Here is a 24,417-nt window from a genome sequence, read left to right as displayed (position 1 = left end):
CGGGTCTGGCGGCGTTTACTGGAAAACTCACTGTCGGCAAAAGTCAGTTGCTGGCTCATCCGGTTACTCATTCTGGGTTCAGGTTACAACACGATGATCTCACATCTCGGACTTATTCGCACCTTCCCTAAATAAGGACAACGATCATGCAGCGCTTCCTGATATTTGTTGCAGTGTGCTTATTGAGCGGTTGTTTAACTGCTCCACCTAAAGAAGCTGCAAAACCAACATTAATGCCTCGGGCCCAGAGTTATCGTGATTTAACGCATTTACCTGCTCCAACGGGGAAAATATTTGTCTCCGTATACAACATTCAGGATGAAACCGGGCAATTTAAGCCTTACCCGGCAAGTAACTTCTCCACGGCCGTGCCGCAAAGTGCCACCGCGATGCTGGTTACCGCGCTCAAGGATTCGCACTGGTTTATTCCGCTGGAACGTCAGGGTCTTCAGAACCTGTTGAATGAACGGAAAATCATTCGTGCCGCACAGGAGAATGGTACCGTCGCGGCCAATAACCGCACGCCTCTGGAATCTCTGGCGGCAGCGAACGTGATGATTGAAGGATCGATTATTGGTTACGAAAGTAACGTTAAATCGGGTGGTGCGGGCGCGCGGTACTTCGGTATCGGTGCGGATACCCAGTACCAGCTCGACCAAATCGCCGTTAACCTGCGTGTGGTCAACGTCAGTACAGGCGAAGTGCTCTCTTCGGTGAACACCAGCAAAACCATCCTCTCTTATGAAGTTCAGGCAGGGGTATTCCGCTTCATCGATTACCAGCGTTTGCTGGAGGGTGAAATTGGCTACACCTCTAACGAGCCGGTCATGATGTGTCTGATGTCGGCCATTGAAACCGGCGTGATCTTCTTAATCAACGACGGTATTGACCGCGGGCTGTGGGATCTGCAAAACAAAGCAGACGTGCAGAACCCGATACTGGTGAAATACCGCGATATGTCAGTCCCTCCGGAATCCTGACAGGAAGCGCATAAAAAAGGCGAGATGATTATCTCGCCTTTTTTTATTCGCTCACCGCCGTGATGTCTTGCGCTTTTTCCCGCCGCGACGCCAGCCAAAGACCGCTGTTTTTCATGGCATAGCCAAACAGCAATCCCAGCGCCAGAGAAGGAACGACCAGCTTCCAGTCACCCTGCCCTGCAAAGGTCGCGCACGCCCCGATAAAGGTGCCCGGCACAAACGAAAGCAGGAGATGCTTAGCCTGAATACACATCAGGAAGGCAACAACGCCCGTCATGATGTACCCCAGCATCTCCAGATGCGGCGCCAGCGCGCTGCCTTTCATGATCACCAGCGCCCAGATCACCCCGCTCATTAGCGTGCAGCCTGAGATAAAGAGCCCTTTGACGCCCCCCTGCGGGCAGGCGAAATAGGCCGTACAGCCAAGGAATCCAGCCCAGCTGAGCAATCCGAGAGACACGGCCACCCATCCCCAGAGCCCGGAGAGAATGCCCGTTGTTATTGCGATACAAAGTAATATGTTCATGGCGCGCATCTTAGCAGAAGCGCACCATAGAAATGCGATCAGAAGCACATTATGTGCAAATTGAAATTCGGCGTTGCAGGATTTATGTGATCTAAGTCACTATTCGTTCTCTTCTTCCAGCTCATCCCACATCGCCGCAATTGCGTCGCGGGTCAGCGGTGCCAGCGTTCTCCAGAATGGCGAGGCGGCGTGGGCTTCGACTTTCCCAAGGAATGTTCCGACCCACGGCAGCAGGTACGTTTCGAAAAGCGTTTCGATAGCTTCGTTCTCATCATCCCCGGCGTTATCTTCAATCCAGGAAGCGGCCAGCAGCAGCGTACCGATATGATCCGCAGGCGTATCGCTCAGCGGCATACCGCGCGTGGAGAGGAAAGCACGGACTTCCGCTTCCGTCGCCTCTTCCTGCCAGGCAGAACGGTATGGCGAAACGCGGCACTCATCGCCGACGAACAGCGCATTGTAATCGGTCGCAATCTGCTGCATGTCGCAGCTTTTTTGCAGACGCGCCAGTAAATCATCCTGTTCCAGCGGCCAGTTCTCCGCCAGCTTACCTTCACGAATTAACGTAAAGAGCGGAACCAACAGCGGGTCTTGCGGCTGGCGATAATAGAGCGTACCCAGCACGCGGCAAAGGATGGAAAACTCGTTCATTTTTATTATTCCATTACACAATTAAAGATCGGCAAATTCGGCAATCGGCTCCATGCCGCGCGATTCGAGGAAATCGAGCATGCGGCGCGGAGTCACGTTCAGGATTTGCGCTTCCGGGAAGTTAACGTCATTGAGCACTTTCAGGCACTCGCTGAAATCACCCAGCGTAAAGGCGGTATGGGAATCCGAACCCAACGCCACCATGCCGCCCGCATCGCGTACGGCGGCGGCCACTTCGCGGCAGTTGGCTTCACTGCCCTTGCGCGAGTGAACAAAGGAGGAGTTGTTAATCTCCAGCGCCACGCGGTGCTTCGCTGCCGCCTGCGCGACAGCCTGAATATCAATCGGGTACTTCGGGTTGCCGGGGTGGCTGATAATGTGCACATTGCCGCTGGCAATGGTGGCAATCATCGCCGCGGTGTTGGTCTCTTTATCCTGAGGTGCAAAAACCGGCTCGTGGAAACCGGCGAGGATAAGATCCAGAGACGTCAGCATCGGCCCGGTGCAGTCGATCTCACCGTCGGTATTTTTGATATTCGCCTCGATGCCGCGGAGTATCCCAATGCCGTCCACCAGACGTGGCCAGATCCGCATATTCACAAAATGCCAGTAGTGCGGCGCATCCGCCATGTCCGGACCATGATCGGTGATCGCGAACAGCTTAATGCCTTTCAGCTTCGCCTGGGCGATATAATCATGGAGGTTGCTATACGCGTGGGTACTGGCGACGGTGTGCATATGCAGGTCAACGGGATACATCTCTCTCTCCTCTGCGGTTTTTCCAAAGGATAGCAGTTATCAGCGGCGAATATTAGCAAAAACCCGGCGAACGCCGGGTTTCTCTCAGTAGCCGCGCTGTCTGTCAACCTGGCCGGTGACCGCGTTACCCTTCTCCATTTCGCTGATGGTATGGGATATGTACGCCACCGCTTCTGCCGGACGCGTCACGGCGGCCACGTGCGGAGTCATCGCCACGCGCGGATGTGCCCACAGCAGGCTTTCCACCGGCAGCGGCTCACGGCTATAGACATCCAGCATGGCGCCTTTTAGCTTTCCGCTGTCCAGCGCCTTCAGCAGATCGGGCTCGACCAGATGCACCCCGCGCGCCAGGTTCATCAGGTAGCTCTGATCGGCTAACTGGTTGAGCAAGGTTTCATTGATGATCCCTACCGTTTCCGCCGTGTTGGGCAGCAGGTTGATCAGCACGCGCGTGCCGTTCAGAAAGGCCGGAAGCTCATCCGTGCCGGCAAAGCTCTCTACGCCCGGATAGTCCTTACGGCTGCGGCTCCAGCAGCGCAGCGGGAAGCCCCACGGAGCGAGAGCTTCAGCCACTTTTGAGCCCAGCACGCCCGCACCGAGGATGCCGATGGTAAAGTCTTCGCGACGGTAATCCGGCAGCGGCTCCCAGTGGGCCTGCTGTTTAAAGGCCTGATAGTCATCAAAACGGCGGAACCAGTGCAGCACCTGGCTGACGGCATATTCCTGCATCTGCTGGCCCATGCCGGTATCTTCCAGGCGGAACAGGGGAATCGCTTCCGGCAGCATGTCAGGGTGCGCCTTCAGCTTGCTCAGAATGGAATCCACGCCCGCCCCCAGGGCAAAAACGGCCTTCAGCTTACGGCCCTGGAGCATTTCTACCGGCGGATGCCAGACCAGCGCATAGTCAGCATGTTCGTTATCTCCACGCTTCCACTCGCGAACGCGTGCCCCGGGTAAAGCTGCCGTGAGCGCCTCGATCCAGTAGGCCGTATCAAACGTGGGGTGATAGAAAAGTATATCCATAGTCATTCCTGCCTTTTATTGCGCTGATTTATTTTGCTTTTTAACGAGGTTGTCAGCATAACAAATTTATTGCGCGGCTGTGTTGCTGATAAAAAAGACGCTTTCAGCACAATTAAGAATCATGTTGCCTGAAGTTTGTCTAAACGCGCTAAATTACTGAAAAAGTGAGTTGACGGCAGTTCGGCTTTTCCTTACATTAGCGCCCGTCCCGTCAACAACGGGATGACAATATGGTGAGGTGTCCGAGTGGCTGAAGGAGCACGCCTGGAAAGTGTGTATACGGCAACGTATCGGGGGTTCGAATCCCCCCCTCACCGCCATATTTAAAGAAGAGCTCGCATGAAAATGCGGGCTTTTTTTTCGCATATTGCACGCATGCAGGGGGGATGAGAATCCCCGACCGGGGTTCGACAACTGGCGACAGCCAGTTGGACAGACTGTGAGCGTCGCGAACAGGCTGCCCGCAGGGCGAGCGAAGCGAGTCAATCCCCCCTCACCGCCATATTCGAGATGAGAGCTCGTACGAAAGTACGGGCTTTTTTCTTTTATATTCTCCGAAAGGGGGGAATTCGAACCTTGAAACTCCCTGCGCTCTTTATGTCGGGTGGCGCTGCGCTTACCCGACCTACAAAAAGCTACTCCTCCACCATCTTCGCATACTCTTCAGTCAGAAAATCCACCAGCGTCCTGACCGACGGCAGCATGCCGCGCCGCGAAGGATAAACCGCGTGAATCACTTCCCGTCGGGGTTCCCACGCGTCCAGCACCCGTACCAGTTCCCCTGACGCAAGCTGATCCTTCACCATCAATATCGGCAACTGTACAACGCCCACGCCCGCCATCGCTGCTTCCCGCAATGCCAGCATGTCGGTGGTAATAAAGCGCGGTGCGTAGTGGATCTCCGCTTTCGCCCCTTCTGGACCACTGAGCTCCCATTTATGCACCTGTTTACCGGCCCCCATACTTAATCCAGGCCATTCACTGAGCTCGGAAGGCATTCGCGGTTTACCCATACGTTCAATCAACTGCGGACTTGCCACCAGGCAATGCCCCCTGTCAGCCAGCACCCTTAACACCAGATCGCTGTCATCAAACGGACGCGGACGCACGCGGATAGCCACATCAATACCTTCGCCAACAAGATCGACCCGACGATTGGTGGCCTCAAGCTGGAGATTAATCCCGGGGTAGCGCGCCATAAACCGCGCCAGCATCGGTCCCACGTGGACGTGCAGTAACGTGACGGGACAGGTGATCCTGACGACGCCGCGCGGCTCAGCCTGCAGCGCAGCAACGGCCTCCTCTGCCGCTTCTGCTTCTATCAGCATTGCCTTACAGTGCTGATAGAAAGTGTGCCCCACTTCCGTCACCGTAAACTGCCGCGTCGTGCGCTGTATCAACCGTACGCCAAGCCGCTCCTCCAGCTGCGCGATCCTGCGGCTCAGTTTGGACTTGGGTTGGTCAAGCGCCCTTCCCGCCGCCGCAAACCCCCCGTACTCCACTACCTTCACAAACCAGACGAAGTCATTGAGATCCTGCATAAATCCTCATCGTTCTATTTTCAGAACAGTGAATGCCATTTTCACTATCTACCGGGATATTAACCCTGAATATAAGCTAATTACATCAACAGAACATCAGGAGTTAATCATGAAAAACATCACTGGCGTTTATACCGCTCCTCGTCAGCACTGGGTGGGCGACGGTTTCCCGGTCCGTTCAATGTTCTCCTATCAGACGCACGGCGAGCCGCTCAGCCCGTTCCTGCTGCTGGACTACGCGGGCCCATACACCTTTCCGGCAGACGGTGCGAAACGCGGCGTAGGCCAACACCCTCACCGGGGTTTTGAAACGGTCACTCTCGTCTATGCCGGTGAAGTGGAGCATCGCGACTCCACGGGGAAAGGCGGCGTCATTGGCCCCGGGGACGTGCAGTGGATGACCGCCGGCGCAGGCATTTTGCACGAGGAGTTCCACTCCAGCGCGTTCTCGCAAAAAGGCGGAGAACTCAAAATGATGCAGCTTTGGGTCAACCTGCCGGCGAAAGACAAGATGGCCGCACCGGGCTACCAGAGCATTACGAAAGCCGACATCCCGGTAGTGACGCTGCCTGACGACGGTGGAACGCTGCGGGTTATTGCCGGTCGCTACGACACGGTGACCGGCCCGGCGCACACTTTCTCGCCGCTCAACGTCTGGGACATCGCGCTGAACCAGGGAAGCCATCTGACGCTCGCTCAGCCGGAAGGCTGGAGCACGGCGCTGGTCGTGCTTGAAGGCAGCATCACGGTAAACGGTACCGCTCAGGCGGGTGAAGCCCAGCTGGTCGTGTTAAGTCAGGAAGGCGACAAACTGCACCTGGAAGCGAACAGCGATGCAAAAGTGCTGCTGATGGCCGGCGAGCCGCTGAATGAACCGATCGTGGGCTACGGCCCGTTTGTGATGAACAGTAAAGCCGAAATCAACGAAGCCATTCGTGATTTCAATTCCGGCCGCTTCGGCCAGCTCTGAACGTAATAAAGGAGAAGAACATGTCTACACCTGCGAACTTTAATGGAACCCGTCCGGTCATCGATGTGAACGATGCTGTGATGCTCCTTATCGATCACCAGAGCGGTCTGTTCCAGACCGTTGGTGATATGCCAATGCCGGAACTGCGTGCCCGTGCGGCAGCGCTGGCAAAAATCGCTACCCTGGCGAAGATCCCGGTGATCACCACCGCATCCGTCCCGCAAGGGCCGAACGGACCGCTTATCCCGGAGATCCACGCCAACGCGCCGCATGCGCAATATGTTGCCCGCAAAGGCGAGATCAACGCCTGGGATAACCCGGAATTCGTGGCGGCGGTAAAAGCCACCGGGCGTAAGACGTTGATCATTGCGGGTACCATTACCAGCGTCTGCATGGCCTTCCCGTCGATCAGCGCGGTTGCGGACGGGTATAAGGTGTTTGCGGTGATTGATGCCTCCGGCACCTACAGCAAAATGGCGCAGGAGATCACGCTGGCGCGCGTTGTACAGGCCGGTGTGGTCCCGATGGATACGGCGGCGGTGGCCTCTGAGATCCAGCGTACCTGGAACCGTGAAGATGCGGCGGAGTGGGCGGAAGTGTACACCCACATCTTCCCGGCTTATCAGCTGCTGATCGAAAGCTACAGCAAAGCGCAGGAAGTGATTAAAAACAGCGAAGTGCTCGATTCACAGCGTTAATCCCCTGCTCCGCGGCGTAAAAACCGTGGAGCTGATTATTGCTTAACCGAACAGGCACTAAAGCTGAAAATCTGCTTGACCGTGTCAGCGCAACTCCCTATAGTAGCGCCCCGTTGCCCCCCAAGCGGTCAGGCAGCAAAACAATATGGTGAGGTGTCCGAGTGGCTGAAGGAGCACGCCTGGAAAGTGTGTATACGGCAACGTATCGGGGGTTCGAATCCCCCCCTCACCGCCATCTTTAAAGAAGAGCTCGCATGAAAATGCGGGCTTTTTTTTCGCATATTGCACGCATGCAGTATTGTAGGTCGGGTAAGCGCAGCGCCACCCGACAACATGCCTGCACATAAAACAAAGCCCGGTTTCCCGGGCCTTGAACGCAACTGCACACTCAGTAATACGCTTGCAGCGTGCGCTGGCAGAGCGCCGAGCGCACGCAGTCATCTTTGGTGAAGCGTACCACCCCAATCATCTCATCTTCCTCAAAACGTGACATCGCGTCGCTCAGTCCGGATTTCACGCCGGACGGCAGGTCACACTGGGTAATATCGCCGTTAACGATAACCGTCACGTTCTCCCCGAGGCGCGTTAAAAACATCTTCATTTGCGCAGCGGTCACGTTCTGAGCCTCGTCAAGAATGACGACCGCATTTTCAAATGTACGTCCGCGCATGTAGGCGAACGGCGCGATTTCCACCTTGCCAATCTCTGGCCGCAGGCAGTACTGCATAAAGGATGCACCCAGCCGCTTCACCAGCACGTCATAGACGGGCCTGAAGTACGGGGCAAACTTCTCCGAAATGTCACCGGGCAAGAAGCCGAGATCTTCATCAGCCTGCAGTACCGGACGGGTAACAATGATTCTTTCCACGTCCTTATGGATCAGCGCTTCCGCCGCTTTGGCTGCACTGATCCAGGTTTTCCCGCATCCGGCTTCACCGGTTGCAAAGATGAGCTGTTTACTCTCGATAGCATTCAGGTAGTGCGCCTGAGCCTCATTGCGCGCCACAATTGGAGAATTATCACGGCTGTCACGGGCCATGCCAATTGCTTCTACGCCACTCATCTGCACAAGCGAGGTGACCGATTCTTCTTCACGCTGTTTATGGCTACGTGAATCCCGTCTCAGCACACGTTTTGCTTCGCGACGAGCTTTGATCACTGCTTTTTGTCTTCCCATGGATAGCACCTTGAGTTGTTGGTATTCATCACACGCGCCAGCGTCGGCACGATTATGCGCACGAACATCAGAGGGTTGGCTTCCTTGTAAGCCATTGCTTGCACTATCGGATGACGATACGGAACAGCTACGCGCACCGTTCTGCACGTCGGTCGAATCAGATTCTTGAGGGAGGGGGGAAAATTTAGTGGTGAGGAAATCGCTGCCGGAGTCTGAGCCTCCGCGCCGGGTGCTGCGGTTGTTATGTTTACCTTGTCCAGTACAGGACGCAACCATTCGCGATCTCCATAGTGATTCAGCATCACTGCCGGGAACTACCGCTGTCTTATCTTAAGTACATCAGGAGTTATCATAAATGCAACATTTATTTTACCTGAATGCAACTTTTAGGACTGTCCCTACAGTTGAAATCAGTCTCATATAGAAATATTACAGAAATATAACAGCAGGATAGTCATATGAAAAAATAATGTCCCTGCGAATCGTCGCAGGGACAATTATCAGGCTTCAATAAGACCTTGAGCGAGATACGCGTTGCTGTCGCGCACGCCTGGCAGGGCAAAGAAATAGCCGCCGCCGATGGGTTTAATGTACTCTTCCAGCGCTTCGCCGTTGAGCCGCTTCTGCACGGTCAGGAAGCCCTTTTCCAGATCGTGCTGATAGCAGACGAACAGCAGCCCCATATCGAGCTGACCGGAATTGGTCACGCCGAGCGAGTAGCTGTATCCCCGACGCATCATCAGACTGGACTGCGTCTCTTTGGTACGCGGATTGGCCAGACGAATATGGCTGTCCAGCGCAATCACGTCGCCATTCGGATCGCGGGCGTAGTCAGGCACATCATGCTCGTTCTTCATGCCGAGCGGCGCCCCGCTTTGCTTATCGCGACCGAAGATCGTCTGCTGCTCTTTGAGCGGCGTGCGGTCCCAGAACTCCACGTGGAACTGAATAATGCGCACCGCCTGATAGCTACCGCCGACCGCCCATGCCGGTTCGCCCTGATCGGCAGTGACCCACACCACCTCCTTCATGAGCGCACTATCATGGCTGTCCGGGTTGGCCGTGCCGTCCTTGAAGCCCAGCAGGTTCACCGGTGTCTCTTTCCCTTTGCTGCGGGCGGCGTGGTCAGAGATAAACCCTTCCCGCTTCCAGCGCACGCTCAGCAGATCCGGCGTGTGCTTAATGATGTCGCGCAGGGCGTGGATTACCGTGTCCTGCGTATTGGCGCAAATCTGCAGAAGCAGATCGCCGTGGCAGAGGGCGGCGTCCAGGGAATCATTCGGGAAACGCGTCATTTTTTGCAGCGCCTTCGGCTTCTGTTTTGCCAGCCCGTAGCGCGCGTCAAACAGCGATTCACCCAGCGAAACGGTAATGGTCAGGTTATCCGGGGCGATGAAAGGCCCCAGAATGCCGGAGTCCATTGGCGGCAGACGCGGGTTCGGCGTATCGGGCGCCGGTCCACCGGCGGTCAGAAACGCGATGCGCGTCGTCAGCAGGCGGAACAGGCGTTCCAGATCGGCTTTATCGCTGGCCAGCGAATCAAAGGCCACCAGCATCATCGACGCCTGCTGCGGCGTCAGAATGCCCGCCTGATGCTCGCCATAAAACGGCTGCGTCTCCATGCGGGCGTTGGGTGACAGCGTGCCGGGCGCGCTTTGCGGTTTCGCCGCGTGCGCCACCGGACACCCGCCAGCCAGAGCAAGCGCGCCTCCCAGCGCCCCTACCCCTTTTAACAGCCGACGACGTGAGGGCTCTGCCACGTCGCTCTCGTTATGCTTATTCATCGTGCTTAGTCCAGACCCAGTACGCCACGCAGCAGGGAGAGATCTTCCGCCAGGGCGGTAATCGGGCCTTTTAGCGCGTTACGGTCGGCATCGGTCAGCTTGTCGTAGGTTTCAAAGCCGTCTTTGGTACGGTACTTCGCCAGAATGGTGTCGACCTTTTTGAAGTTGGCGTCCACCTTGGCCAGCAGCTCGCCGTTCTCTTTCTGCAGCTGAGGACGCAGCAGGTTAACAATTTTCTGCGCGCCGTCGACGTTTGCCTGGAAGTCCCACAGGTCGGTATGGCTGTAGCGATCTTCTTCGCCGCTGATTTTGCTCGCGGCCACTTCTTCAATCAGACCGGCCGCGCCGCCCACCACTTTAGACGGCGGGAAGGCCAGCTCGCTGATGCGCTTTTGCAGCTCCAGCACGTCGCTGTTCAGCTGCTCAGCGTATTTCTCCATCCCTTTGGTGGTGTTGTCGCCAAACAGGGCTTTCTCCAGACGGTGGAAACCGGTGAATTTCGGATCGGCAGCCTTCTGCTCGAAATCATCTTCACGGGCATCGATGCTGCCATCAAGGTCAGAGAACAGCTCGGCGATCGGCTCGATGCGCTCGTAGTGCTGACGGGTTGGCGCATAGAGGGATTTCGCTTTTTCGATATCCCCGGCCTTCACCGCATCGGTAAAGGCTTTAGTTGCCGTCGCCAGCTCCGCCGTCTCTTTCGTGACGTACGCCTTATACGCGGTAATTGCATCGCCCAGGCTCAGCACCGCAGCGCCTTTCGCCGCATCGGCCGTCGCTTCACCTTTGACGATGAGCTTCCCTTTCGGGTTGGTCAGCAGGCCGCAGGTCATCTCATACTCGCCCGGCTGCAGGTTGGCGGTCATCTTCTGGCTAAAGCCAGGGGCGATATTTTCACGCTCTTCCACCACCAGAACGCCTTTCAGGATCTCCCACTCCAGCGCCTTCTGGCTGTGGTTCTGAATAATAAACTGGGTTTTGCCGCTGTTCACCGTGAGGGTCATCGGCTCACACTGCTTATCATTGACGGTGACTTTGACCTGAGGAACATCCGCGCCCCAGGCGGAGAAAGCAGAAGCGAACAGCGCGGCAATGCCTGCGCATAACGCACTACGACGGAACTGAATTGCCATGACTCTTCCCTTTAAAAGTATGTTGTCACTAAATCAAAAATTACGGCGCAACGCGCGACGCCTGCGTGCCGGTACGCGGCGGCATTGCGAACAGCACCAGCGCCGGAACCAGATAAATGAAGTACATCGCCACCTCGCTGACGCTCGGCGTTTCCTGATAGCCGAAGATACCTTCGAGCAGGGTTCCGGTCAGAGAGTGCGTGGAGAGAACGTTGCTGAGGTCAAACGCCACGTCCTGGAAATGGTTCCACAGGCCCGCTTCATGGAAGGCGCGAATCGCCCCAGCCGCCAGACCCGCCGCCACCAGCAGAATAAACAGGCTGGTCCACTTGAAGAAGGCGCCCAGGTTCAGGCGGATACCGCCCCAGTACAGCAGGAAGCCGAGCACCACGGCCGTGGCGAGGCCCAGCACGGCCCCCAGCGGCGGCCAGATCCCCACATCCTGCTGAAACGCTGCCAGCAGGAAGAAAACAGACTCCAGCCCTTCACGCGCGACGGCGAAAAAGACCATCATAATGAGCGCCCAGCCGTGGTTGTTCCCCTTCTGCAGCGCGTTATCCACCGCCTGCTCCAGCTGCACCTTCACGTTACGCGAGACTTTACGCATCCAGAACACCATCCAGGTGAGGATCACCACCGCAATCACGGCCACGATACCTTCAAACAGCTCCTGCTCTTTCTGCGGGAACTCGCCGGTGGTTTCGTTAATGAGAATGCCCAGGCCCAGGCAGAGCGCCGCGGCAAGGAATACCCCGACCCACATGACGCCAATCCACCGCCCGCGCTGGGTTCGCTTCAGATAACTGGCGATGAGGCTCACGATAAGGGCGGCTTCGAGCCCTTCACGTAACATAATGAGAAATGGAACAAACATGCCGACACCTTAAATGTTTATCGCGGTCAACTGATGCAAAGAAAGGTAAATTCTTGTGATAGTGATTATCATTACGACGGAAAGAAAAACAAGCGAAATGTGCGGTGTTTTGATGACGAGTTGTAAACGCAAAGCCTGATAATAGTGACGTACGTAACGTTCAGGTTTATAAGTTATAACGAAAATGCCCATTTACGCTGATTCAGGGCTGTGGCTAAATATCCGCCTCACAACCTAACTGAAAATAAACCATGTTTAAAATTGTCCATTTCCTGCTGGCGCTGGTGATTATTCTTGCGCTCGCCTGGCTTACGAGTTTTGACCGCCGGAAAATTCGGGTTCGTTTTGTTTTACAGCTGATTGTTATTGAAATTGCGCTGGCGTTCTTTTTCCTGCACGCCGAAAGCGGGTTATTCCTGATTAAATACGTCTCAGGATTTTTTGAGTCACTGCTCAAATTTGCTGGCGAAGGCACCAATTTCGTCTTTGGCGGTATGGGTGAAAAAGGGCTGGCGTTCATTTTCCTCGGCGTGCTTTGTCCGATTATTTTTATTTCCGCACTGATCGGTATTCTTCAGCACTGGCGGATCCTGCCAATTTTTATTCGGGTAATCGGTACGCTGCTGTCAAAACTGAACGGTATGGGCAAGCTGGAATCCTTTAACGCGGTGAGCTCGCTGATCCTCGGCCAGTCGGAAAACTTCATTGCCTACAAAGGCGTGCTGGGCGATCTCTCCTCGCGTCGTCTGTTCACCATGGCGGCCACGGCCATGTCGACGGTTTCCCTGTCGATTGTCGGGGCGTATATGACCATGCTCGACGCCAAATATGTCGTCGCGGCGCTGATTCTCAACATGTTCAGCACCTTTATTATCCTCTCAGTCATCAACCCGGCGCGCCCGGAAGCGGAACCGGATGTTAAGCTCGAAAAACTGCATGAATCCCAGAGCTTCTTCGAGATGCTCGGCGAGTATATTCTGGCCGGTTTTAAGGTGGCGATGATTATTCTGGCGATGCTGATTGGCTTTATCGCGCTTATTAGCGCCGTTAATGCCCTCTTCTCCAGCGTATTTGGCATGAGCTTCCAGCAGATCCTGGGCTATGTATTTTATCCCCTGGCGTGGCTGGTAGGGATTCCGCTGAGCGATGCCTTAAACGCGGGCAGCATTATGGCGACCAAGCTGGTGGCGAATGAATTTGTGGCGATGATTGAGCTGCAGAAAATAGCCCACCAGATGTCCCCGCGCGGGCTGGGGATTTTATCCGTCTTCCTCGTCTCGTTCGCGAACTTTGCCTCCATCGGCATCGTGGCCGGGGCGATTAAGGGCCTGAACGAGCAGCAGGGTAACGTGGTATCGCGTTTCGGGCTGCGTCTGGTGTACGGCGCGACGCTGGTGAGTTTGCTGTCGGCGAGCTTTGCGGGGTTGGTGCTCTGATGCAATGCCGGGTGGCGCGCAGCGATCCCGGCCTACAAAACAACAACGGCGGGAATTCCCGCCGTTTTCATTAAAACTGCACGCACACCGGCTGATCGACACGCATCACCGACTCCTGCGCGAAGCGGGACTTATAAATCCCGCGTAACGCTTCGATGTTCTTCTCGCTCTGCGCATCTTTACCGTGGATCAGCATCAGCGCCTTGCTTGGCTCGCGCGCCACTTTTCCGTCGTTCCCCAGCCACTGCCCGCGGGCATCAAACACCGTTAAGCCATCGCGAAAGCGCGGCGTCACGTCCTGGTCAACAAACTGCTGCCACTCGTTGCTGGTAATCTGCGCCCCGGCAGGACGGTTTAAGCCGAAATAGAGCGTGGTTTGCTGCATCTGGCTATCCGCTTTGCAGGTCTCCACCGCCGCGTGTTGCGATGGCGCGTTGCAGCCCGCCAGCATCAATAATGCCGCCGCCATTAACCCTGTTTTGATTGTCATGCTTCGCTATCCTCATTGTTATAAGCACATGGATATCACAGGAAAAGACGGATTTTGGCAAGAAAAAAGCCGGGTGGCGCTTGCGCTTACCCGGCCTACGGTACTGCGTGAGAAAATTATTCCGGCTGCAGCTTAGACGGCGGCGCGGAGTGGTAATGCGCGTCGGCTTCCGCAAAGCGTTTCTGCATGGAGGCAGACGGTGCTTTACCCAGCAGGCTGAAGACCACGATACCGATGCTGCCGAAGATGAAGCCAGGAATGATTTCGTACAGGCCCAGCCAGGCGAACTGTTTCCAGACGATAACGGTCACCGCACCGATAATCATCCCCGCCAGCGCGCCGTTACGGGTCATACGGGACCACATGACGGAGAACAGGACGACCGGACCAAACGCCGCACCGAAGCCCGCCCACGCGTAGCTCACGAGACCCAGCACGCGGTTTTCCGGGTTGGCCGCCAGCGCAATCGCCACCAGCGCCACCAGCAGCACCATAAAGCGCCCTACCCACACCAGCTCTTTCTGGCTCGCGTTTTTACGCAGGAAGGCCTTATAGAGGTCTTCGGTGATTGCACTGGAGCAGACCAGCAGCTGACAGCTCAGGGTGGACATCACCGCCGCCAGGATCGCAGAGAGCAGAATACCGGCAATCCACGGGTTAAACAGAATCTGCGCCAGTTCGATGAACACGCGCTCGGCGTTCTGGTTCACCGCGCCCGCCTGCGCCGGGTTGTTATTAAAGTAGGCGATACCGAAGAAACCGACCGCACACGCGCCCGCCAGACACAAAATCATCCACGTCATGCTGATGCGACGCGCATGAACGATGGTGTGATGAGAATCTGCCGCCATAAAGCGCGCCAGAATGTGCGGCTGACCGAAGTAGCCCAGGCCCCAGCCCATCAGGGAGACGATGGCGACAAAGTTCAGCCCTTTCAGCATGTCGACGTTTTCAATGCTCTTCTGCTTGATCACTTCCAGCGATTCGCCAAAGCCGCCAACGGTGAAAATCACAATCACCGGGGTCAGGATCAGGGCAAAGATCATCAGGCTCGCCTGCACGGTGTCGGTCCAGCTTACCGCCAGGAACCCGCCCACGAAGGTATAGAGGATGGTCGCCGCCGCACCGGCCCACAGGGCGGTTTCGTAGCTCATGCCGAAGGTGCTTTCGAACAGGCGCGCGCCCGCCACGATGCCGGAGGCACAGTAGATGGTAAAGAACAGGAGGATAACCACGGCAGAGATAATGCGCAGAATGCGGCTGTTATCTTCAAAGCGTCCGGTGAAGTAGTCCGGCAGCGTCAGGGCATTATTGTTAGCCTCGGTATGCACGCGCAGACGGCCCGCCACCAGCTTCCAGTTGATCCACGCGCCCACGGTCAGACCGATGGCGATCCAGCTTTCAGAGATACCGGAGATAAAAATCGCACCCGGCAGACCCATCAGCAGCCATCCGCTCATGTCCGATGCGCCCGCGGAGAGTGCGGTCACCATCGGGCCTAAACTGCGTCCGCCCAGAATGTAATCGTCAAAGTTTTTCGTGGAACGCCACGCCAAAAACCCTATCAGGATCATGCCAAAAATATAAACGAGAAATGTCACCAGCATCGGTGTGCTAATTGCCATTCAAATTCTCCAAAAGTGTCGAGCGACAACCATCCGGGTTGCCTTGTTATATGATCACCGGAACGAGGTGACGGTATCTTGTGTTTCGGTTGGGCGCGCTATCCTGCCGTATGCGCCCTCCGCTGACAAACGATTTAACACTGCATTTACATCAATTTCATCCCCGGTTTGATACGAGTTTCCTATAGGTTGCACTCGCTCACGCTTTTACGGGTTGCACCTTTGAAAAGTGTTAACTCCCGCATAAAACCAGGCTTTCCGCGACAAAGCCAGCACGTTTTTCCAGCTAACCATTCGTTAACAATCCATTCATTTTCTGGGTTGCAAACCAGGTCACATTTAACACGGTTGCACAAAGTTGCAACATGGTGGATATTTCACGCTAACGACCAAACACGATGAAAGCACAACAGGAGCTTTGGCATGGGTATGACCACCATGGGGGTTAAGCTGGATGACGCGACCCGCGAACGGATTAAGACCGCAGCAACCCGCATTGATCGCACGCCGCACTGGTTAATTAAGCAGGCGATTTTTAACTATCTCGAAAGACTCGAGAGCGACGAGGGCCTGCCGGAGCTGCCTGCCCTGCTCGCCGGTGCCGCCAATGAAAGCGAGGACGCGCCTGCCGCTGGCGATGAAAGCCATCAGCCGTTCCTCGAATTCGCCGAGCAGATCCTGCCGCAGTCCGTCAGCCGTGCCGCCATCACCGGTGCGTACCGTCGCGCCGAAACCGACGCCGTACCGATGCTGCTGGAGCAGGCCCGTCTGCCGGAAGCTATTGCCGCACAGGCGCACAGCCTGGCGTACCAGCTGGCTGACAAACTGCGTAACCAGAAAACCGCCACCGGCCGCGCCGGGATGGTTCAGGGTCTGCTGCAGGAGTTTTCCCTCTCCTCACAGGAAGGCGTGGCGCTGATGTGCCTGGCGGAAGCGCTGCTGCGTATTCCGGATAAAGCCACCCGCGACGCGCTGATCCGCGACAAGATCAGTAACGGCAACTGGCATTCGCACATTGGCCGCAGCCCGTCGCTGTTTGTCAACGCCGCGACCTGGGGCCTGCTGTTCACCGGCAAACTGGTCTCGACCCATAACGAAGCCAACCTCTCCCGCTCCCTGAACCGCATCATCGGCAAGAGCGGCGAGCCGCTGATCCGCAAGGGCGTGGACATGGCGATGCGTCTGATGGGCGAGCAGTTCGTCACCGGGGAAACCATTGCCGAAGCGCTGGCGAACGCCCGCAAGCTGGAAGATAAAGGTTTCCGCTACTCCTACGACATGCTGGGCGAAGCGGCGCTGACCGCCGCCGACGCGCAGGCCTACATGGTTTCTTACCAGCAGGCGATCCACGCCATCGGTAAAGCGTCCAACGGTCGCGGTATTTATGAAGGCCCGGGCATCTCCATTAAGCTTTCCGCCCTGCACCCGCGCTACAGCCGCGCGCAGTACGATCGGGTAATGGAAGAGCTCTACCCGCGCCTGAAGTCCCTGACCCTGCTGGCGCGCCAGTATGATATCGGCATCAACATCGACGCCGAAGAGGCCGACCGTCTGGAGATCTCCCTCGATCTGCTGGAAAAACTGTGCTTCGAACCGGAGCTGGCGGGCTGGAACGGCATTGGCTTCGTGATCCAGGCCTACCAGAAGCGCTGCCCGTTCGTCATTGATTACCTGATTGACCTGGCCAGCCGCAGCCGCCGTCGCCTGATGATCCGCCTGGTGAAAGGGGCCTACTGGGACAGCGAAATCAAACGCGCCCAGATGGAAGGGCTGGAAGGCTATCCGGTCTACACCCGCAAGGTCTATACCGACGTCTCTTACCTCGCCTGCGCGAAAAAGCTGCTCGGCGTGCCGAACCTGATCTATCCGCAGTTCGCCACCCACAACGCCCACACCCTGGCGGCCATTTACAGCCTGGCCGGGCAGAACTACTACCCGGGCCAGTACGAATTCCAGTGCCTGCACGGCATGGGTGAACCGCTGTACGAGCAGGTGACCGGTAAAGTGGCGGACGGCAAGCTTAACCGCCCGTGCCGCATTTACGCCCCGGTAGGTACCCACGAAACCCTGCTGGCATATCTGGTGCGTCGCCTGCTGGAAAACGGCGCGAACACCTCCTTCGTTAACCGCATCGCCGACACCACCCTGCCGCTCGACGAGCTGGTCGCCGATCCGGTGCAGGCCGTTGAGAAGATGGCGGCGCAGGAAGGCCAGATTGGCCTGCCGCATCCGAAGATTGCCCTGCCGCGCGAGCTGTACGGCAAGGGGCGCGTCAACTCGGCGGGGCTGGATCTCGCCAACGAACACCGTCTGGCGTCCCTCTCCTCTGCCCTGCTCAACAGCGCGCTGCAGAAGTGGCAGGCCAAACCGATGCTGGAGCAGCCCGTTGCTGACGGCGACATGCAGCCGGTCATCAACCCGGCGGAGCCAAAAGATATCGTCGGCTACGTGCGTGAAGCCACCGAAGCGGAGGTGGATCAGGCGCTGGACAGCGCGGTGAATAACGCCCCTATCTGGTTCGCCACCCCGCCGCAGGAGCGTGCCGCCATTCTGGAACGCGCGGCGGTGCTGATGGAAGACCAGATGCAGTCGCTCATCGGCATTCTGGTGCGCGAAGCGGGTAAAACCTTCAGCAACGCCATCGCCGAAGTGCGCGAGGCGGTCGACTTCCTGCACTACTACGCCGGTCAGGTGCGCGATGATTTCGACAACGAAACCCACCGTCCGCTCGGCCCGGTCGTCTGTATCAGCCCGTGGAACTTCCCGCTGGCGATCTTCACCGGCCAGATTGCCGCTGCCCTGGCCGCAGGCAACAGCGTGCTGGCAAAACCGGCGGAGCAGACCCCGCTGATTGCCGCACAGGGCATCAACATTCTTCTGGAGGCAGGCGTACCGGCGGGCGTGGTCCAGCTGCTGCCGGGCCGCGGTGAAACCGTGGGCGCCAAACTGACCTCCGATAACCGCGTGCGCGGCGTGATGTTTACCGGTTCGACCGAAGTGGCCTCGCTGCTGCAGCGCAATATTGCCACCCGTCTGGATGCGCAGGGTCGTCCTACGCCGCTCATTGCGGAAACCGGCGGCATGAACGCCATGATCGTCGACTCCTCTGCCCTCACCGAGCAGGTGGTAGTTGACGTTCTGGCCTCCGCCTTCGACAGCGCCGGTCAGCGCTGCTCCGCCCTGCGCGTGCTGTGCCTGCAGGATGACGTGGCGGACCACACCCTGAAAATGCTGCGCGGCGCGATGGCCGAATGCCGCATGGGCAACCCGGGCCGTCTCACCACCGACATCGGGCCGGTGATCGATGCGGAAGCCAAAGCCAATATTGAAAACCACATTCAGGCCATGCGCGCGAAAGGCCGTCCGGTGTTCCAGGCGGTGCGAGACAACAGCGAAGACGCCCGCGAGTGGCGTTCCGGCACCTTTGTGCCGCCTACGCTTATCGAGCTGGCAAGCTTCGACGAGCTGAAAAAAGAGGTCTTCGGTCCGGTGCTGCACGTGGTGCGCTACAACCGTAACAACCTCAACGAGCTGGTTGAGCAGATCAACGCCTCCGGCTATGGCCTGACGCTCGGCGTGCATACCCGTATCGACGAGACCATCGCGCAGGTGACCGGCAGCGCCAAAGTGGGCAACCTGTACGTCAACCGCAACATGGTTGGCGCGGTCGTGGGCGTGCAGCCGTTCGGCGGTGAAGGCCTCTCCGGCACCGGCCCGAAAGCGGGTGGTCCGCTCTACCTGTACCGTCTGCTGGCGAACCGTCCTGAGAACGCGCTGGGCGTTACCCTGGCGCGTCAGGATGCGGAGTATCCGGTGGATGCGCAGCTGAAAACCGTGCTGACCCAGCCGCTGGACGCGCTGATTAAGTGGGCTGATAATCGTCCAGAGCTGCGTGCGATTGCGCAGCAGTACGGCGAGCTGGCACAGGCCGGTACGCAGCGTCTGCTGCCGGGGCCGACCGGCGAGCGCAATACCTGGACGCTGATGCCGCGCGAGCGCGTTCTGTGCGTGGCGGATAACGAGCAGGACGCGCTGGTACAGCTGGCCGCCGCGATGGCCACCGGGTGTGAAGTGCTGTGGCCGGACGATGCGCTGCATCGCGACCTGGCCAAACAGCTGCCGAAAGCGGTCTCGGCCCGCATTCACTTCGCGAAAGCCGATGCGCTCCTGACGCAGCCGTTCGATGCCGTCATTTACCACGGTGATTCTGACCAGCTGCGCGAGCTCTGCGAGCAGGTTGCGGCCCGCAGCGGGGCGATTGTTTCGGTGCAGGGCTTCGCGCGCGGCGAAACCAACCTGCTGCTGGAACGCCTGTACGTGGAGCGCTCGCTCAGCGTCAACACCGCTGCAGCGGGCGGTAACGCCAGCCTGATGACCATCGGTTAATCGTGTAAACTTTCCCCGGTGGCGCTACGCTTACCGGGGCTACAAAACAACCGTAGGCCGGATAAGCGCAGCGCATCCGGCTTTTTTACACGGAGGGGATGATGAAAAGAGTATTTCTCGCAGGCGCAGCGCTGCTGCTGAGCGCCAGCGCGCTGGCCGACGAGTGCGACAAAGCGACCACCCAGGTTGAACTGAATACCTGTAGCGTGCAGCAGTACCAGGCTGCCGACAAAAAGCTCAACCAGACCTATCAGGCCGCCGTCAAGCGTGCGGAAGCCCCTCAGCGCGAGCTGCTGAAAAAGGCGCAGCAGGCCTGGATTGCCCTGCGCGACACGGACTGTGCGTTTATCGGTTCGGGGACGGAAGGCGGCAGCGTTCAGCCGATGATCGTGAATCAGTGCCTGGCGGAGAAAACCGTGGAGCGCGAGGCGTTTCTGGCCTCGCTGATGCAGTGTGAAGAGGGCGATTTAAGCTGCCCTCTCCCACCGGGGAACTAGCGCAAGCGGATCCCTTCGATAATCATCCGCTGCACGTTCTCCAGGGTGCTGTGGAAAAACGCTTCGTCCTGGAGCGTTTTACCGGTCACCGCCTCGACCTGGGCCGCAAAGTCAGCGTAATGCTGGGTGGAGGCCCAAATCATAAAGATCAGATGATGCGGATCGACCGGAGCCAGCTTTCCGCTGGCCACCCATCCGGCAATAATGGCCGACTTATCGTCCACCAGCTGTTTTAAATCTCCGGTCAGCTCCGCCTGCAACAGCGGCGCCCCCTGCAGCATCTCAAGACAAAACAGCCGTGATGCCTGCGGGTAATCGCGCGACACCTCCAGCTTCAGGCGTATGTACTCTTTGATCGCCACCAGCGGGGCCAGCTCCTCGCGGAACGCTTTCAGCGGCGCCAGCCAGATATCGAGGATCTGCTGCATCACCGCAACATACAGCGCCTCTTTCGACGGGTAATAGTAGAGCAGATTGGTTTTAGACACCCCGGACTGCTCCGCCACCTGCTCCAGGCGCGTGCCGTGAATGCCAAACTGCGAAAAGGTCTCCAGGGCCGCGCTGAGGATCGCCTGCTTCTTGGCGCTCACCGCCTGCGAACGTTTACCTGGTGTTTTCACTGCGCCTTGTGTCATTCCCGCTCTCCTTATTCTGCGTTGCCCTCAGCATAGCAAAACCCCCGTCTCGCCACGACATCCTGCACTCCGATCGCGCATGAATGCCTGTTTTCTGTGCAATGTTTTTGACCAGTTAGTCCACATTTAATCGTATCAAACCACCAACCTCTGATTAACACATTAATAACACTGCCATTTTCTAAACTGGCACTGCCTTTGCAAAAACACCGTTACACCTGCGACGTAATGAAGAGAGGTTCGTGATGAAAATTGGCGTATTTGTACCCATCGGCAACAACGGCTGGCTTATCTCGACCACTGCACCGCAATACATGCCGACCTTTGAGCTGAATAAAGCCATCGTGCAGAAAGCGGAGCACTACCATTTCGACTTTGCGCTTTCGATGATCAAGCTGCGCGGCTTCGGCGGCAAAACCGAATTCTGGGATCACAACCTAGAGTCCTTCACCCTGATGGCCGGGCTGGCCGCGGTCACCTCGCGGATCCAGATCTACGCCACCGCAGCCACCCTCACCCTGCCCCCGGCGATCGTGGCGCGCATGGCCTCCACCATCGACTCCATCTCCGGCGGACGCTTTGGCGTCAACCTGGTTACCGGCTGGCAAAAACCGGAGTACGAGCAGATGGGTCTCTGGCCGGGCGACGATTACTTCTCTCGCCGCTACGACTACCTGACCGAGTACGTGCAGGTGCTCCGCGACCTGTGGGGTACCGGCAAAAGCGATTTCAAGGGCGACTTCTTCACCATGAACGACTGCCGCGTCAGCCCGCAGCCGTCGGTGCCGATGAAGGTGATTTGCGCCGGGCAGAGCGACGCGGGAATGGAATTCTCGGCGAAATACGCCGACTTCAACTTCTGCTTCGGTAAAGGGGTTAACACGCCTGCCGCCTTCGCCCCGACCGCCGCGCGCATGAAAGAAGCCGCCGACAAAACCGGGCGCGACGTGGGCTCCTACGTGCTGTTTATGGTCATTGCCGACGAAACCGACGAGGCCGCACGCGCCAAATGGCAGCGCTATAAGGACGGCGCCGACGAGGAGGCCCTGAGCTGGCTCACCGAGCAGAGCCAGAAGGACACCCGCTCCGGGGCGGATACCAACGTTCGCCAGATGGCCGACCCGACCTCCGCGATCAATATCAACATGGGCACGCTGGTCGGCTCGTACGCCAGCGTCGCCAGGATGCTGGACGAAGTGGCAGCCGTTCCCGGGGCGGAAGGCGTCCTGCTGACCTTTGATGACTTCCTCACCGGCGTGGAAACCTTCGGCGAGCGCATCCAGCCGCTGATGCAGTGCCGCGCCCACATCCCTGCCGTCACGAAGGAGGTAGCGTAATGACAACCCTTAACGCACGCCCGGAAGCCATCACCTTTGCGCCGAAGCAGAGCGCACTGATCGTGGTGGACATGCAAAACGCCTACGCCAGCCAGGGCGGTTATCTGGATCTGGCGGGGTTCGACGTCTCCGCCACCCGGCCGGTGATCGCGAACATCAAAACCGCCGTCGCCGCGGCGCGCGCCGCGGGCATGCTTATCATATGGTTCCAGAACGGCTGGGATGACCAGTACGTTGAGGCCGGTGGCCCCGGTTCACCGAACTTCCACAAGTCGAACGCCCTGAAAACCATGCGTAAACGGCCCGAACTGCAGGGCAAGCTGCTGGCGAAGGGTGGCTGGGATTATCAGCTGGTGGATGAGCTGGTCCCGCAGGCGGGTGATATCGTCCTGCCGAAACCGCGCTACAGCGGCTTTTTCAACACGCCGCTCGACAGCCTGCTGCGCAGCCGGGGCATTCGCCACCTGGTCTTCACCGGCATTGCCACCAACGTCTGCGTGGAGTCGACCCTGCGCGACGGCTTTTTCCTCGAGTATTTCGGCGTGGTGCTGGAAGACGCGACCCATCAGGCCGGGCCGGATTTCGCCCAGAAGGCGGCCCTGTTCAATATCGAAACCTTTTTTGGCTGGGTCAGTAACGTTGCGGAGTTCTGCGACGCCCTGACTCCTCCGCTCGCCCGTATCGCCTGAGGAAACACACGATGCCGAAATCCGTAATCATCCCGCCGGGCACCAGCACGCCCATCGCCCCGTTTGTCCCCGGCAGGCTCGCCGACGGCGTGGTGTATGTCTCCGGCACGCTGCCGTTTGATAAAGACAACAACGTGGTGTTTATCAACGACCCAAAGGCGCAAACCCGCCACGTGCTGGAGACGATCAAAACCGTGATCGAAACGGCGGGTGGCACGATGGAGGATGTGACCTTCAACAGCATCTTTATCACCGACTGGAAAAACTACGCCGCGATTAATGAAATCTACGCGGAGTTCTTCCCCGGCGATAAGCCGGCCCGGTTCTGCATTCAGTGCGGGCTGGTGAAGCCAGACGCGCTGGTTGAGATCGCCACCGTTGCGCACATCGCGAAGTGAGGCGGCCATGAAACTCTCCGTCTCACCGCCCCCGTATGAGGGTGCGCCCGTGGTGGTCCTTATTGCCGGTCTCGGCGGCAGCGGCAGCTACTGGCTGCCCCAGCTGGCCGCGCTGGAACCCGAGTATCAGGTGGTGTGCTATGACCAGCGCGGAACGGGCACTAACCCCGACGCCCTGCCGGAAGGATACAGCCTGGCACAGATGGCGGACGAACTGGCCCAGGCGCTGGCTGAGGCCGGGATTGCCCGCTACAGCGTCGTCGGCCATGCGCTGGGGGCACTGGTCGGCCTGCAGCTGGCCCTCGACCACCCCGACGCCCTCACCGCGCTGGTATGCGTCAACGGCTGGTTGACCCTCAGCGCGCATACCCGCCGCTGCTTTCAGATCCGCGAGCGCCTGCTGCATTACGGCGGCCCGCAGGCATGGGTTGAGGCGCAGCCGCTGTTTCTCTACCCGGCAGACTGGATGGCCGCTCGCGCCCCCCGTCTGGAGGCCGAAGAAGCGCTGGCGCTGGCCCACTTTCAGGGAAAAGCCAACCTGCTGCACCGGCTCAGCGCCCTGAAAAAGGCCGACTTCAGCCGCCACGCCGCGCGCATCCGCTGCCCGGTCCAGATCATTTGTTCCGCCGACGACATGCTGGTGCCCTCTGTCTGCTCGTCTGAGCTGCAGGCGGCCATCCCGCACAGCCACAGCGCGGTGATGCGTCAGGGCGGCCATGCCTGCAACGTCACCGAGCCGGACACCTTTAACACCCTGCTGCTTAACGGGCTGGCCAGCCTGCTGCACAGTCATGAACCCGCTTTATAA

The 24,417-nt window shown here is 58.1% G+C and carries 22 protein-coding genes, 2 tRNA genes and 1 other RNA gene; 13 read left to right on the top strand and 12 right to left on the bottom strand.

The window, feature by feature from the left end; genetic code table 11:
• Positions 1-146 precede the first annotated feature (146 nt).
• Positions 147-980: a curli production assembly/transport protein CsgG gene (csgG, locus tag ACOTXT_RS14865; protein WP_021240792.1), complete on the top strand. Its 834-nt coding sequence runs from the start codon at positions 147-149 to the stop codon at positions 978-980.
• A 43-nt stretch (positions 981-1,023) separates the two neighbouring features.
• Here the strand turns inward: csgG and ACOTXT_RS14860 are convergent, their stop codons facing one another.
• The 4 genes from ACOTXT_RS14860 to ghrA form a co-directional block, all read right to left on the bottom strand.
• A complete protein-coding gene (locus ACOTXT_RS14860) occupies positions 1,024-1,506 on the bottom strand; it encodes a DUF1097 domain-containing protein (RefSeq protein WP_072203727.1) in 483 nt (160 codons plus the stop codon).
• Positions 1,507-1,605: 99 nt separating this feature from the next.
• Positions 1,606-2,157 carry a molecular chaperone gene (locus ACOTXT_RS14855; protein ID WP_333166598.1) on the bottom strand — a complete coding sequence of 184 codons (552 nt, stop codon included), beginning with the start codon at positions 2,155-2,157 and terminating at the stop codon, positions 1,606-1,608.
• A gap of 21 nt (positions 2,158-2,178) precedes the next feature.
• Positions 2,179-2,916 (bottom strand): phosphatase, encoded by a 738-nt coding sequence (locus ACOTXT_RS14850; protein ID WP_008500850.1) that lies wholly within the window; start codon positions 2,914-2,916, stop codon positions 2,179-2,181.
• 84 nt (positions 2,917-3,000) lie between these two features.
• A complete protein-coding gene (gene ghrA, locus ACOTXT_RS14845; protein ID WP_055322336.1) occupies positions 3,001-3,939 on the bottom strand; it encodes a glyoxylate/hydroxypyruvate reductase GhrA in 939 nt (312 codons plus the stop codon).
• A gap of 232 nt (positions 3,940-4,171) precedes the next feature.
• On the opposite strand from ghrA, the gene ACOTXT_RS14840 reads away from it, so the two are divergent.
• Positions 4,172-4,259, top strand: a tRNA-Ser gene (locus ACOTXT_RS14840).
• A gap of 46 nt (positions 4,260-4,305) precedes the next feature.
• A non-coding RNA gene (locus tag ACOTXT_RS14835) (RtT sRNA) lies at positions 4,306-4,441 on the top strand.
• A gap of 133 nt (positions 4,442-4,574) precedes the next feature.
• Here ACOTXT_RS14835 and ACOTXT_RS14830 read toward each other — a convergent pair.
• The gene (locus ACOTXT_RS14830) at positions 4,575-5,480 is read right to left on the bottom strand and encodes a LysR family transcriptional regulator (protein ID WP_025912992.1); all 906 of its coding nucleotides are present in this window, start codon (positions 5,478-5,480) and stop codon (positions 4,575-4,577) included.
• A 109-nt stretch (positions 5,481-5,589) separates the two neighbouring features.
• Here ACOTXT_RS14830 and ACOTXT_RS14825 point away from each other — a divergent pair, with 109 nt between their 5' ends.
• The 3 genes from ACOTXT_RS14825 (at position 5,590) to ACOTXT_RS14815 (ending at position 7,383) form a co-directional block, all read left to right on the top strand.
• Complete coding sequence (locus tag ACOTXT_RS14825; protein ID WP_023292809.1) at positions 5,590-6,450, top strand: pirin family protein; 861 nt, start codon at positions 5,590-5,592, stop codon at positions 6,448-6,450.
• A gap of 20 nt (positions 6,451-6,470) precedes the next feature.
• Positions 6,471-7,148 (top strand): isochorismatase family protein, encoded by a 678-nt coding sequence (locus tag ACOTXT_RS14820; protein ID WP_023327087.1) that lies wholly within the window; start codon positions 6,471-6,473, stop codon positions 7,146-7,148.
• Positions 7,149-7,295: 147 nt separating this feature from the next.
• Positions 7,296-7,383, top strand: a tRNA-Ser gene (locus ACOTXT_RS14815).
• Positions 7,384-7,536: 153 nt separating this feature from the next.
• Here ACOTXT_RS14815 and phoH read toward each other — a convergent pair.
• The 4 genes from phoH to efeU form a co-directional block, all read right to left on the bottom strand.
• On the bottom strand, positions 7,537-8,325 hold the full coding sequence (phoH, locus tag ACOTXT_RS14810; protein WP_008503509.1) for a phosphate starvation-inducible protein PhoH: 789 nt from the start codon (positions 8,323-8,325) through the stop codon (positions 7,537-7,539).
• 500 nt (positions 8,326-8,825) lie between these two features.
• Positions 8,826-10,109, bottom strand: coding sequence for an iron uptake transporter deferrochelatase/peroxidase subunit (gene efeB / locus ACOTXT_RS14805; RefSeq protein ID WP_047747681.1), 1,284 nt, complete (start codon positions 10,107-10,109; stop codon positions 8,826-8,828).
• A gap of 5 nt (positions 10,110-10,114) precedes the next feature.
• Complete coding sequence (gene efeO, locus ACOTXT_RS14800; protein ID WP_021240800.1) at positions 10,115-11,242, bottom strand: iron uptake system protein EfeO; 1,128 nt, start codon at positions 11,240-11,242, stop codon at positions 10,115-10,117.
• 40 nt (positions 11,243-11,282) lie between these two features.
• On the bottom strand, positions 11,283-12,116 hold the full coding sequence (efeU, locus tag ACOTXT_RS14795; RefSeq protein WP_008503506.1) for an iron uptake transporter permease EfeU: 834 nt from the start codon (positions 12,114-12,116) through the stop codon (positions 11,283-11,285).
• A 251-nt stretch (positions 12,117-12,367) separates the two neighbouring features.
• On the opposite strand from efeU, the gene ACOTXT_RS14790 reads away from it, so the two are divergent.
• Positions 12,368-13,552, top strand: coding sequence for a NupC/NupG family nucleoside CNT transporter (locus ACOTXT_RS14790; protein WP_021240801.1), 1,185 nt, complete (start codon positions 12,368-12,370; stop codon positions 13,550-13,552).
• A gap of 70 nt (positions 13,553-13,622) precedes the next feature.
• On the opposite strand, the gene ACOTXT_RS14785 is transcribed toward ACOTXT_RS14790, so the two are convergent.
• Complete coding sequence (locus ACOTXT_RS14785; RefSeq protein ID WP_023292812.1) at positions 13,623-14,042, bottom strand: DUF3574 domain-containing protein; 420 nt, start codon at positions 14,040-14,042, stop codon at positions 13,623-13,625.
• Between the two features lie 116 nt (positions 14,043-14,158).
• Positions 14,159-15,667 carry a sodium/proline symporter PutP gene (gene putP / locus ACOTXT_RS14780; RefSeq protein ID WP_008499815.1) on the bottom strand — a complete coding sequence of 503 codons (1,509 nt, stop codon included), beginning with the start codon at positions 15,665-15,667 and terminating at the stop codon, positions 14,159-14,161.
• A 423-nt stretch (positions 15,668-16,090) separates the two neighbouring features.
• Here putP and putA point away from each other — a divergent pair, with 423 nt between their 5' ends.
• Both putA and ACOTXT_RS14770 read left to right on the top strand, forming a co-directional pair.
• On the top strand, positions 16,091-20,053 hold the full coding sequence (gene putA, locus ACOTXT_RS14775) for a trifunctional transcriptional regulator/proline dehydrogenase/L-glutamate gamma-semialdehyde dehydrogenase (RefSeq protein ID WP_023292814.1): 3,963 nt from the start codon (positions 16,091-16,093) through the stop codon (positions 20,051-20,053).
• A gap of 101 nt (positions 20,054-20,154) precedes the next feature.
• Complete coding sequence (locus ACOTXT_RS14770; RefSeq protein WP_333165996.1) at positions 20,155-20,550, top strand: lysozyme inhibitor LprI family protein; 396 nt, start codon at positions 20,155-20,157, stop codon at positions 20,548-20,550.
• On the opposite strand, the gene rutR is transcribed toward ACOTXT_RS14770, so the two are convergent.
• Positions 20,547-21,185, bottom strand: a complete 639-nt coding sequence (gene rutR, locus ACOTXT_RS14765) for an HTH-type transcriptional regulator RutR (RefSeq protein WP_008499819.1) — start codon at positions 21,183-21,185, stop codon at positions 20,547-20,549. The two genes, ACOTXT_RS14770 and rutR, sit on opposite strands and share 4 nt — an antisense overlap.
• A 245-nt stretch (positions 21,186-21,430) precedes the next feature.
• Here rutR and rutA point away from each other — a divergent pair, with 245 nt between their 5' ends.
• From rutA to rutD, 4 genes are read left to right on the top strand one after another with little or no spacing between them, the layout of a single operon-like run.
• The gene (rutA, locus tag ACOTXT_RS14760) at positions 21,431-22,522 is read left to right on the top strand and encodes a pyrimidine utilization protein A (RefSeq protein ID WP_055322184.1); all 1,092 of its coding nucleotides are present in this window, start codon (positions 21,431-21,433) and stop codon (positions 22,520-22,522) included.
• A complete protein-coding gene (gene rutB, locus ACOTXT_RS14755; RefSeq protein WP_055322185.1) occupies positions 22,522-23,211 on the top strand; it encodes a pyrimidine utilization protein B in 690 nt (229 codons plus the stop codon). Before rutA ends, rutB begins: the two co-directional genes overlap by 1 nt.
• An 11-nt stretch (positions 23,212-23,222) precedes the next feature.
• Positions 23,223-23,609, top strand: coding sequence for a pyrimidine utilization protein C (rutC, locus tag ACOTXT_RS14750; RefSeq protein WP_055322186.1), 387 nt, complete (start codon positions 23,223-23,225; stop codon positions 23,607-23,609).
• Between the two features lie 7 nt (positions 23,610-23,616).
• A complete protein-coding gene (rutD, locus tag ACOTXT_RS14745; protein ID WP_023292821.1) occupies positions 23,617-24,417 on the top strand; it encodes a pyrimidine utilization protein D in 801 nt (266 codons plus the stop codon).

The organism is Enterobacter cloacae complex sp. IR5422, from assembly GCF_049238165.1.
GTDB lineage: Bacteria > Pseudomonadota > Gammaproteobacteria > Enterobacterales > Enterobacteriaceae > Enterobacter > Enterobacter roggenkampii.
The sequence above is the reverse complement of the archived record's forward strand: the minus strand, read 5'-3'. Positions and strand labels throughout refer to the sequence as shown.